This window comes from Caulobacter sp. CCH9-E1, from assembly GCF_001556515.1.
GTDB lineage: Bacteria > Pseudomonadota > Alphaproteobacteria > Caulobacterales > Caulobacteraceae > Caulobacter.
In genome coordinates, this window is record NZ_LSJA01000127.1 from 1 (window position 1) to 10,080 (window position 10,080).

Genomic DNA, 10,080 nt, shown 5'->3' on the forward strand with positions numbered 1-10,080 from the left:
CGACCCCTCATCCGTCGCTTTCAGCGACACCTTCTCCCGCAAGGGGAGAAGGGGATGCTCACTCCACCCGCACGCCGTTCTTCACCTTGAAGCACCGCCGCTTCCCCAGCTCCGTGCCGCAGAAGCCGGGCTCCATGGTCCCGTCGTGCAGCATCACATATTGGTCGCGGCGGCACTCGAACCAGGCCTTCTGGAAGGCGACGTGCTCGACGTCGCGGTGGAACACCGGCCGCTGGTCCACCGTATAGAAGCGGGCCATGGCCGTCAGGCCGCCGAAGCTGCCTCGGCCGTTGACCAGACCACAGACCTGTCCGGTGCGGGTGGCCCAGACCGCGCCTAGCTCCAACGGGCTGCGCTGGTTTAGCCGCGCTTCCAGATGGGCGCGGACCTGGCGCCATTCCGCGCGGGCGACCGGCGCGTAGCGGGCCCGCTGGGCGGGCGTGGGCTGTCGCTTGACGCCATTCTCCTGCTCGAACCGGGCAAGGTCGGCCACCGTGAACGCAAATGCGCCGAGCGTGCCGACGACCGCGACGGCCGACAGGATCAGCGGCGTCCACGACCGCCTGACCCTGCGTGTTCCGAAATCCTTGATCGCCATGGCGTCCCTCCACGCGAGCACCTTCGGCGCCGGCTTTGTGAATTACAAGTATAAACTAATTACGAGCGTAGTTTTTATCGACCTCGCCGCAACCTCTGGACGCGGGGCGGGGTGTTCACAGCCGCCCCGGATGCTATGCAAGCGCCCTGTCTCCAGAGGGAATCCATGCGTTCGCTGAAGTCCGTTTCCCGCGAGCAGGTTCTGTTCGCCGCCGTCCTGACGATCGCTCCGATCCTGCTGTGCGGCTTCATGTTCGGCTTCGACATCCCTCTGGCGTCGGCGAAGTTCTGGAGCGCCGCCAAGAACGACATGATCTCGATGACGGCGGCCTACGAGGCCTTCGTGCGTCAGCCGTGGACCTTCCCGCTGGGCATGGTCTCGGGGCTGCTGCCCAAGCCCGTCTCGATCGTCTTCACCGACAGCATCCCCTGGCTGTCGATCCTGCTGAAGGCCCTGGGGCTGGGCGGGGTGTTCAATCCGCTGGGCCTGTTCCTGGCGCTGTCCTACCCCCTGCAGGCCTGGGGCATGGCGGCTCTGCTGCGCGCGCTAGGCGTCGAGGGACGTGTTCCGCTGCTGCTGGGCGCGATCCTGGCCCTGACCTATCCCAGCTGGCTGGCGCGTCAGTTCGGCCACATCGCCCTGTCAGGGCATTGGCTGATCCTGTTCGCCCTGGCCCTGTCCGTGGCGTCGGCTCGGTTCGGCTTGAGCTGGAGGCGGATCGGCGGCTTCGCGGCCCTGGCGGCTTTGGCCACCGGCGTCCATGCCTACCACCTGGTTCCCATCGGCGCCTGCTTTGGCGCGGCCCTGCTGTCCGAGCTCGCGCAGCGCCGCCCGCTGGCCTGGCGGCGAGTCCCGCTGGCGGGGTTCGCCGTACTGGCCGCGGTCGGGGTCTCGGCGGTGATCCTCGGGTACGGCGAAGGGCGCGGACCGACCGGCGGGGCCGCGGCCCTGGGCTTCTATGCGATGAACCTGCTGGGCCCCGTCTTGCCGCAGGCCTCGGCCCTGCTGGGGCAGAGGTGGGACGGCTCCTGGTTCTCGGGCGTGGTCGACCCCACCGGCGGCCAGGCCTTCGAGGGCTATCAATACATGGGGGCGGGCGCCTTGCTGCTGTTGGCGGTCGCCGCGCTTGGCCTGGCCGCTCGCCGGGTCCGGGGCGAGCGCGCGCCGGCCGGCGCCCTGGCGCGTTGGGCGCCGCTGGCGCTGGCCATGCTGGCGCTGACGGCGTGGGCGGTCGGCTGGGAGGTCTATTTCGGGACGCATCTGGTCGCCAGCCTGCCGCGGCCCCACGGCGCGCTGGCCGAGCTGGTCGGCGGTTTCCGCGCCTATGGCCGTTTCTTCTGGGCGCCCGGCTATCTGCTGCTGGCCCTAAGCGTCGCGGCCGCCGCGCGCCTGCCCTTCAAGCTGGGCGTGAGCCTGCTCGCCGCGGCGGCGCTGCTGCAGATCGCCGACACCAGCGGCCTGCGCCAGGGCGTGCGGTCGGTCTTCGCCAGCCCCGACCGGCTGGACATTCCCGCCCGGGCCTTCGAGGCCCCCGCGCTTCGCGGTCGTCCATGGGTCTTCGCCCCGACCTATTTCTGCTCGCCCTCGCACCAGGACCTTCGGGTGATGAACCAGTGGATCCTGGCGGCCGCGCGCAACGGCGGGACTACCAACACCTTCTCGACCGCCCGCACCAACGACGCGCCCTGCGAGCAGCTGCCGGCCGACATCGGCCGCGACGCCGCGCCGGGCGACCGCCGGATCACGGTGACCATGGCCAACGGGCAGCTGCTGGGCGGCTTCCTGCAGCCCCTGGCCGCGCGTTCGGACTGCTATCGCACCCTTCGCGGCGTGATCTGCGGCCGCGACCTGGAGGGGCTGGGCCTGCAGCGCGTCATCCGGGGCGAGCTTTCCGATGGCGGTCGCGTCGGCCGGTCCCTGCGGCTCGACCGGACGCCTCCGCCGGCTGGGCTGCGCTCGGGCTGGGCCAAGCTGGACCCCGGCGGCAAGGGTCTTTGGACACTGGGTCACCGGGCGGTGTTCGAGCTGCGCGCCCCGCCCTCCGCGGCGACCAAGGACTTCTTCGTCGACGTGGTGGCGATCGGCTTTTCGGACATGCCGCTGCGGCCCCAGCACGTGACGCTCTACGCCGGCGACCGCAAGCTGAACTCGGTGGAGGTGGGGCCCATCGACTTCGGCGCCTACCGGTTCCGCGTGCCAGGCGGGGCGTTCCAGCCTGATCAGCTGGTGACCTTCGCCTTCGACCTGCCTGACGCCCGCGTCAGCCTGGACCAGCGGGCTCTGGGCATCGGCGTCCAGGAAATCATGATCCGCGAATAGCCGCCCTTCACCGCTTCCGGGCGATCACCGCGATCGACAGGCCGAAGGGCAGACCCGGGCCCGAGGCGAGGGGCGCCTCGAGGCTGAACACCCCGGCCAGGGCCTTGTTCAGCCAGGTCGGCGGCATGGCGTCGTCGGCGCTCTGATCGCCCAGCAGCCGCTTGGCGACCCGCTGCGCGGCGGCCAGCGGAAACAGCAGGCTGTTGAAATAGGTGGCCGTCTCGACCGTCAGGCCGGCCTGCTCGAACAGGGCGCGATAGGCCGGCAGCCGGTAGCGGCGCTTGTGATGGTGCAGGACGTCGTGGTGGCTCCACATCCACGGATAGGCCGGCACCGTGGTCAGGATCGCGCCGCCCGGCTTGACCAGCCGCGCCAGGGCCGCGACCGAGCCGGCGTCGTCGTCGACATGCTCGACCACGTCGAAGGCGCAGACCAGGTCGAAGCTCTCGGGGGCGTAGGGCAGGCCGTCGGGCAGCAGGCCCGCGTCGATCGCCAGGCCCAGCCGCTGGGCGGCGTAGGCGCGGGACTCGTCGTCCGGCTCCAGCGCCGCCACGGCTCCGAACTCGCGCAGCAGCGGGACGTTGCCGCCCGCGCCGCAGCCGACTTCCAGGATCTTCGCGCCCGCCGGCGGGGCCAGGCGCTGGAGCAGGCGACGCAGGATCCTGCGCCGGCCCACGAACCACCAGTGGTCGGTCTCCAGTTCGCGGATGCGGTCGTAGATCAGGCGGTCCATGACGTGTCCTTGCCCGAATTCGGCGCGTGGGCGAAGACCCAGAAGTGGCTGAGCAGGAAGAGTGTCACGGTATAGCTGACGACCGCCGCGCCCTGGGCGGCAATGTCGAACAGGCCGCCGTGCGGCGCCAGCCATCGGGCCAGGGCCAGGACGCCCTGATTGATCGCGAAGGCCAAGGCGACCGCCAGCGCATAGCGCATCGGCGCGCGCGGCCTGGCCTGGCGCGCGCGGAACACGAAGAGCTTGCTCAGGGCGAAGCTGACGCAGATCCCGACCGCATAGCCGATGGCGTTGGCCAGGTGCGCGGACAGGCGCAGGCCCACGTCCAGGGCCACGATGATCGAGAAGCCGACCAGAGTGTTGATCACGCCGGCCAGGCCGTAGCGCAGGGCCGAGAGCAGGAAATCGCGCCGCGCCGGCGTCAGCAGCGCGCTCAAGCGGCCGCGTCCTCTTTTGGCTCGAAGCCGTAGCGGTCCATGACCACGTACAGCGGCCGGCCCTTCACCTCCTGATAGATGCGGGCCACGTATTCGCCCAGCGAGCCGATGGCCAGCATCTGCAGGCCGAAACTCATCAGGATCACCACCATCAGCGACGGATAGCCCGGCACGTCGCGGCCGAACAGCAGGGTGCGCAGCACCAGCAGGCCCGCCACGCCCACCGCCAGCACCCCGGCGACCAGGCCCACATAGCTCCACACCCGGATCGGCGCGGTGCTGAACGAGGTGATGCCGTCCAGGGCGAAGTTCCAGAGCTTCCAGTAGCGCCACGAGCTGGTCCCGGCCGCGCGCTCGGGCCGGGCGTAGGGAATGGCCTCCTGGCGGAAGCCGACCCAGGCGAACAGGCCCTTCATGAAGCGGTTGCGTTCGGGCAGCTGGCGCAGCACCTCGACCACCCGCTTGTCCATCAGCCGGAAGTCGCCGGCGTTGTAGGGCAGGTCGACGTCCGACAGCCGGTTGAAGGCGCGGTAGAAGCCTTGGGCCGTGAAGCGCTTCAGCGGGGTGTCCGCTCGCCGGTCCACGCGCACGCCATAGGCGACGTCCGCGCCAGCCTCCCAGGCCTCGATGAAGCGGCCGATCAGCTCGGGCGGATCCTGCAAATCAACGTCGATCGGCACGACCATGTCGCCGGTCGTAGCGTCCAGCCCCGCCGACATCGCGGTCTCCTTGCCGAAGTTGCGGGCCAGGTTGATGACCTTGATGCGCGGGTTGCGCTGATGGTGGGCCAGCAGCACCGCCAGGGTGTGGTCGCGGCTGCCGTCGTTGACGCAGACGATCTCGTAGTCGAGCCCCAGCTTGGTCAGTTCGTCCTCGATCCGCGCGAAGAACAGGTCCAGCACCGCCTGCTCGTTGAAGCACGGCGCAACGATCGACAGCCGCTTTCCCGCTCGCGAGCGGGAAAGCGGCTGTCGATCGTTGCGCCGTGCTTCAACGAGCAGGCGGTGCTGGACCTGTTCTTCGCGCGGATCGAGGACGAACTGACCAAGCTGGGGCTCGACTACGAGATCGTCTGCGTCAACGACGGCAGCCGCGACCACACCCTGGCGGTGCTGCTGGCCCACCATCAGCGCAACCCGCGCATCAAGGTCATCAACCTGGCCCGCAACTTCGGCAAGGAGACCGCGATGTCGGCGGGGCTGGACGCTACGACCGGCGACATGGTCGTGCCGATCGACGTTGATTTGCAGGATCCGCCCGAGCTGATCGGCCGCTTCATCGAGGCCTGGGAGGCTGGCGCGGACGTCGCCTATGGCGTGCGCGTGGACCGGCGAGCGGACACCCCGCTGAAGCGCTTCACGGCCCAAGGCTTCTACCGCGCCTTCAACCGGCTGTCGGACGTCGACCTGCCCTACAACGCCGGCGACTTCCGGCTGATGGACAAGCGGGTGGTCGAGGTGCTGCGCCAGCTGCCCGAACGCAACCGCTTCATGAAGGGCCTGTTCGCCTGGGTCGGCTTCCGCCAGGAGGCCATTCCCTACGCCCGGCCCGAGCGCGCGGCCGGGACCAGCTCGTGGCGCTACTGGAAGCTCTGGAACTTCGCCCTGGACGGCATCACCTCGTTCAGCACCGCGCCGATCCGGGTGTGGAGCTATGTGGGCCTGGTCGCCGGGGTGCTGGCGGTGGGCGTGGCGGGCCTGCTGGTGCTGCGCACCCTGCTGTTCGGCCGCGACGTGCCGGGCTATCCGTCGCTGATGGTGGTGATCCTGATGAGTTTCGGCCTGCAGATGCTGGCCATCGGCTCGCTGGGCGAATACGTGGCCCGCATCTATCAGGAGGTGAAGGGCCGGCCGCTGTACGTGGTCATGGACCGCTACGGCTTCGAGCCAAAAGAGGACGCGGCCGCTTGAGCGCGCTGCTGACGCCGGCGCGGCGCGATTTCCTGCTCTCGGCCCTGCGCTACGGCCTGGCCGGCGTGATCAACACTCTGGTCGGCTTCTCGATCATCGTGGCCCTGGACGTGGGCCTGCGCCTGTCCGCGCACCTGGCCAACGCCATCGGCTATGCGGTCGGGATCTGCGTCAGCTTCGCCCTGAGCAAGCTCTTCGTGTTCCGCGCGCGCCAGGCCAGGCCGCGCGCGCCGATGCGCTATGCGCTGGCGGTCGCCTTGGCCTTCGCGATCAATCAGGGCGTCCTGGCCCTGGCCCGATGGCTGGCGCCGCACGGCGGCCTGTTCGACATTGCCGCCCAGGGCGCGGCGGTCGTCAGCTATACCGTGACACTCTTCCTGCTCAGCCACTTCTGGGTCTTCGCCCACGCGCCGAATTCGGGCAAGGACACGTCATGGACCGCCTGATCTACGACCGCATCCGCGAACTGGAGACCGACCACTGGTGGTTCGTGGGCCGGCGCAGGATCCTGCGTCGCCTGCTCCAGCGCCTGGCCCCGCCGGCGGGCGCGAAGATCCTGGAAGTCGGCTGCGGCGCGGGCGGCAACGTCCCGCTGCTGCGCGAGTTCGGAGCCGTGGCGGCGCTGGAGCCGGACGACGAGTCCCGCGCCTACGCCGCCCAGCGGCTGGGCCTGGCGATCGACGCGGGCCTGCTGCCCGACGGCCTGCCCTACGCCCCCGAGAGCTTCGACCTGGTCTGCGCCTTCGACGTGGTCGAGCATGTCGACGACGACGCCGGCTCGGTCGCGGCCCTGGCGCGGCTGGTCAAGCCGGGCGGCGCGATCCTGACCACGGTGCCGGCCTATCCGTGGATGTGGAGCCACCACGACGTCCTGCACCATCACAAGCGCCGCTACCGGCTGCCGGCCTATCGCGCCCTGTTCGAGCAGGCCGGCCTGACGGTCGAGACGGCCACCTATTTCAACAGCCTGCTGTTTCCGCTGGCCGCCGCGCAGCGGGTCGCCAAGCGGCTGCTGGGCGATCAGAGCGCCGACGACGCCATGCCGCCGACCTGGCTGAACAAGGCCCTGGCCGGGGTGTTCAGCCTCGAGGCGCCCCTCGCCTCGGGCCCGGGTCTGCCCTTCGGCCTGTCGATCGCGGTGATCGCCCGGAAGCGGTGAAGGGCGGCTATTCGCGGATCATGATTTCCTGGACGCCGATGCCCAGAGCCCGCTGGTCCAGGCTGACGCGGGCGTCAGGCAGGTCGAAGGCGAAGGTCACCAGCTGATCAGGCTGGAACGCCCCGCCTGGCACGCGGAACCGGTAGGCGCCGAAGTCGATGGGCCCCACCTCCACCGAGTTCAGCTTGCGGTCGCCGGCGTAGAGCGTCACGTGCTGGGGCCGCAGCGGCATGTCCGAAAAGCCGATCGCCACCACGTCGACGAAGAAGTCCTTGGTCGCCGCGGAGGGCGGGGCGCGCAGCTCGAACACCGCCCGGTGACCCAGTGTCCAAAGACCCTTGCCGCCGGGGTCCAGCTTGGCCCAGCCCGAGCGCAGCCCAGCCGGCGGAGGCGTCCGGTCGAGCCGCAGGGACCGGCCGACGCGACCGCCATCGGAAAGCTCGCCCCGGATGACGCGCTGCAGGCCCAGCCCCTCCAGGTCGCGGCCGCAGATCACGCCGCGAAGGGTGCGATAGCAGTCCGAACGCGCGGCCAGGGGCTGCAGGAAGCCGCCCAGCAGCTGCCCGTTGGCCATGGTCACCGTGATCCGGCGGTCGCCCGGCGCGGCGTCGCGGCCGATGTCGGCCGGCAGCTGCTCGCAGGGCGCGTCGTTGGTGCGGGCGGTCGAGAAGGTGTTGGTAGTCCCGCCGTTGCGCGCGGCCGCCAGGATCCACTGGTTCATCACCCGAAGGTCCTGGTGCGAGGGCGAGCAGAAATAGGTCGGGGCGAAGACCCATGGACGACCGCGAAGCGCGGGGGCCTCGAAGGCCCGGGCGGGAATGTCCAGCCGGTCGGGGCTGGCGAAGACCGACCGCACGCCCTGGCGCAGGCCGCTGGTGTCGGCGATCTGCAGCAGCGCCGCCGCGGCGAGCAGGCTCACGCCCAGCTTGAAGGGCAGGCGCGCGGCGGCCGCGACGCTTAGGGCCAGCAGCAGATAGCCGGGCGCCCAGAAGAAACGGCCATAGGCGCGGAAACCGCCGACCAGCTCGGCCAGCGCGCCGTGGGGCCGCGGCAGGCTGGCGACCAGATGCGTCCCGAAATAGACCTCCCAGCCGACCGCCCACGCCGTCAGCGCCAGCATGGCCAGCGCCAGCGGCGCCCAACGCGCCAGGGCGCCGGCCGGCGCGCGCTCGCCCCGGACCCGGCGAGCGGCCAGGCCAAGCGCGGCGACCGCCAACAGCAGCAAGGCGCCCGCCCCCATGTATTGATAGCCCTCGAAGGCCTGGCCGCCGGTGGGGTCGACCACGCCCGAGAACCAGGAGCCGTCCCACCTCTGCCCCAGCAGGGCCGAGGCCTGCGGCAAGACGGGGCCCAGCAGGTTCATCGCATAGAAGCCCAGGGCCGCGGCCCCGCCGGTCGGTCCGCGCCCTTCGCCGTACCCGAGGATCACCGCCGAGACCCCGACCGCGGCCAGTACGGCGAACCCCGCCAGCGGGACTCGCCGCCAGGCCAGCGGGCGGCGCTGCGCGAGCTCGGACAGCAGGGCCGCGCCAAAGCAGGCGCCGATGGGAACCAGGTGGTAGGCATGGACGCCGGTGGCCAAAGCCGCCAGGGCCGCGAAGCCGCCGATCCGCCTCCAGCTCAAGCCGAACCGAGCCGACGCCACGGACAGGGCCAGGGCGAACAGGATCAGCCAATGCCCTGACAGGGCGATGTGGCCGAACTGACGCGCCAGCCAGCTGGGATAGGTCAGGGCCAGGATCGCGCCCAGCAGCAGCGGAACACGTCCCTCGACGCCTAGCGCGCGCAGCAGAGCCGCCATGCCCCAGGCCTGCAGGGGGTAGGACAGCGCCAGGAACAGGCCCAGCGGATTGAACACCCCGCCCAGCCCCAGGGCCTTCAGCAGGATCGACAGCCAGGGGATGCTGTCGGTGAAGACGATCGAGACGGGCTTGGGCAGCAGCCCCGAGACCATGCCCAGCGGGAAGGTCCACGGCTGACGCACGAAGGCCTCGTAGGCCGCCGTCATCGAGATCATGTCGTTCTTGGCGGCGCTCCAGAACTTCGCCGACGCCAGAGGGATGTCGAAGCCGAACATGAAGCCGCACAGCAGGATCGGAGCGATCGTCAGGACGGCGGCGAACAGAACCTGCTCGCGGGAAACGGACTTCAGCGAACGCATGGATTCCCTCTGGAGACAGGGCGCTTGCATAGCATCCGGGGCGGCTGTGAACACCCCGCCCCGCGTCCAGAGGTTGCGGCGAGGTCGATAAAAACTACGCTCGTAATTAGTTTATACTTGTAATTCACAAAGCCGGCGCCGAAGGTGCTCGCGTGGAGGGACGCCATGGCGATCAAGGATTTCGGAACACGCAGGGTCAGGCGGTCGTGGACGCCGCTGATCCTGTCGGCCGTCGCGGTCGTCGGCACGCTCGGCGCATTTGCGTTCACGGTGGCCGACCTTGCCCGGTTCGAGCAGGAGAATGGCGTCAAGCGACAGCCCACGCCCGCCCAGCGGGCCCGCTACGCGCCGGTCGCCCGCGCGGAATGGCGCCAGGTCCGCGCCCATCTGGAAGCGCGGCTAAACCAGCGCAGCCCGTTGGAGCTAGGCGCGGTCTGGGCCACCCGCACCGGACAGGTCTGTGGTCTGGTCAACGGCCGAGGCAGCTTCGGCGGCCTGACGGCCATGGCCCGCTTCTATACGGTGGACCAGCGGCCGGTGTTCCACCGCGACGTCGAGCACGTCGCCTTCCAGAAGGCCTGGTTCGAGTGCCGCCGCGACCAATATGTGATGCTGCACGACGGGACCATGGAGCCCGGCTTCTGCGGCACGGAGCTGGGGAAGCGGCGGTGCTTCAAGGTGAAGAACGGCGTGCGGGTGGAGTGAGCATCCCCTTCTCCCCTTGCGGGAGAAGGTGTCGCTGAAAGCGACGGATGAGGGGTCG

Annotated in this window: 10 protein-coding genes; 5 read left to right on the forward strand and 5 right to left on the reverse strand. The window is 70.1% G+C overall.

Translation table 11 applies throughout. From position 1 onward, the window contains the following. Positions 1-58: 58 nt before the first annotated feature. Entirely contained in the window at positions 59-598 is a 540-nt protein-coding gene (locus tag AX690_RS08670) for a hypothetical protein (RefSeq protein WP_066687188.1), read from the reverse strand. Positions 599-763: 165 nt separating this feature from the next. Here AX690_RS08670 and AX690_RS08675 point away from each other — a divergent pair, with 165 nt between their 5' ends. Then, positions 764-2,917, forward strand: coding sequence for a DUF6311 domain-containing protein (locus AX690_RS08675; protein ID WP_066730322.1), 2,154 nt, complete (start codon positions 764-766; stop codon positions 2,915-2,917). Between the two features lie 7 nt (positions 2,918-2,924). On the opposite strand, the gene AX690_RS08680 is transcribed toward AX690_RS08675, so the two are convergent. Genes AX690_RS08680 through AX690_RS08690 form a run of 3 tightly spaced genes read right to left on the reverse strand, consistent with a single transcriptional unit; the run spans position 2,925 to position 5,088 of the window. Then, positions 2,925-3,650, reverse strand: a complete 726-nt coding sequence (locus tag AX690_RS08680; RefSeq protein ID WP_066685819.1) for a bifunctional 2-polyprenyl-6-hydroxyphenol methylase/3-demethylubiquinol 3-O-methyltransferase UbiG — start codon at positions 3,648-3,650, stop codon at positions 2,925-2,927. After that, positions 3,638-4,087, reverse strand: coding sequence for a GtrA family protein (locus AX690_RS08685; RefSeq protein ID WP_066685817.1), 450 nt, complete (start codon positions 4,085-4,087; stop codon positions 3,638-3,640). The genes AX690_RS08680 and AX690_RS08685 overlap by 13 nt, the downstream gene beginning before the upstream one ends. Next, positions 4,084-5,088: a glycosyltransferase family 2 protein gene (locus tag AX690_RS08690; RefSeq protein WP_066730323.1), complete on the reverse strand. Its 1,005-nt coding sequence runs from the start codon at positions 5,086-5,088 to the stop codon at positions 4,084-4,086. The genes AX690_RS08685 and AX690_RS08690 overlap by 4 nt, the downstream gene beginning before the upstream one ends. Between AX690_RS08690 and AX690_RS08695 the strand changes: the two genes are divergently transcribed. From AX690_RS08695 to AX690_RS08705, 3 genes are read left to right on the forward strand one after another with little or no spacing between them, the layout of a single operon-like run. Then, the gene (locus AX690_RS08695) at positions 4,993-5,997 is read left to right on the forward strand and encodes a glycosyltransferase family 2 protein (RefSeq protein WP_066730323.1); all 1,005 of its coding nucleotides are present in this window, start codon (positions 4,993-4,995) and stop codon (positions 5,995-5,997) included. The two genes, AX690_RS08690 and AX690_RS08695, sit on opposite strands and share 96 nt — an antisense overlap. Continuing rightward, positions 5,994-6,443 carry a GtrA family protein gene (locus AX690_RS08700; RefSeq protein WP_066685817.1) on the forward strand — a complete coding sequence of 150 codons (450 nt, stop codon included), beginning with the start codon at positions 5,994-5,996 and terminating at the stop codon, positions 6,441-6,443. Before AX690_RS08695 ends, AX690_RS08700 begins: the two co-directional genes overlap by 4 nt. Further along, positions 6,431-7,156 carry a bifunctional 2-polyprenyl-6-hydroxyphenol methylase/3-demethylubiquinol 3-O-methyltransferase UbiG gene (locus tag AX690_RS08705; protein ID WP_066685819.1) on the forward strand — a complete coding sequence of 242 codons (726 nt, stop codon included), beginning with the start codon at positions 6,431-6,433 and terminating at the stop codon, positions 7,154-7,156. The genes AX690_RS08700 and AX690_RS08705 overlap by 13 nt, the downstream gene beginning before the upstream one ends. Positions 7,157-7,163: 7 nt before the next feature. Here the strand turns inward: AX690_RS08705 and AX690_RS08710 are convergent, their stop codons facing one another. Continuing rightward, positions 7,164-9,317, reverse strand: coding sequence for a DUF6311 domain-containing protein (locus tag AX690_RS08710; protein WP_066730322.1), 2,154 nt, complete (start codon positions 9,315-9,317; stop codon positions 7,164-7,166). A 165-nt stretch (positions 9,318-9,482) separates the two neighbouring features. Here AX690_RS08710 and AX690_RS08715 point away from each other — a divergent pair, with 165 nt between their 5' ends. Then, positions 9,483-10,022: a hypothetical protein gene (locus AX690_RS08715; protein WP_066687188.1), complete on the forward strand. Its 540-nt coding sequence runs from the start codon at positions 9,483-9,485 to the stop codon at positions 10,020-10,022. Positions 10,023-10,080 lie beyond the last annotated feature (58 nt).

Bases quoted from the DNA above. Each gene is read 5' to 3' on its own strand.
- AX690_RS08680 (WP_066685819.1), bottom strand. From the start codon at position 3,650: ATGGACCGCCTGATCTACGACCGCATCCGCGAACTGGAGACCGACCAC.
- AX690_RS08705 (WP_066685819.1), top strand. From the start codon at position 6,431: ATGGACCGCCTGATCTACGACCGCATCCGCGAACTGGAGACCGACCAC.
- AX690_RS08710 (WP_066730322.1), bottom strand. From the start codon at position 9,317: ATGCGTTCGCTGAAGTCCGTTTCCCGCGAGCAGGTTCTGTTCGCCGCC.
- AX690_RS08670 (WP_066687188.1), bottom strand. From the start codon at position 598: ATGGCGATCAAGGATTTCGGAACACGCAGGGTCAGGCGGTCGTGGACG.
- AX690_RS08675 (WP_066730322.1), top strand. From the start codon at position 764: ATGCGTTCGCTGAAGTCCGTTTCCCGCGAGCAGGTTCTGTTCGCCGCC.
- AX690_RS08715 (WP_066687188.1), top strand. From the start codon at position 9,483: ATGGCGATCAAGGATTTCGGAACACGCAGGGTCAGGCGGTCGTGGACG.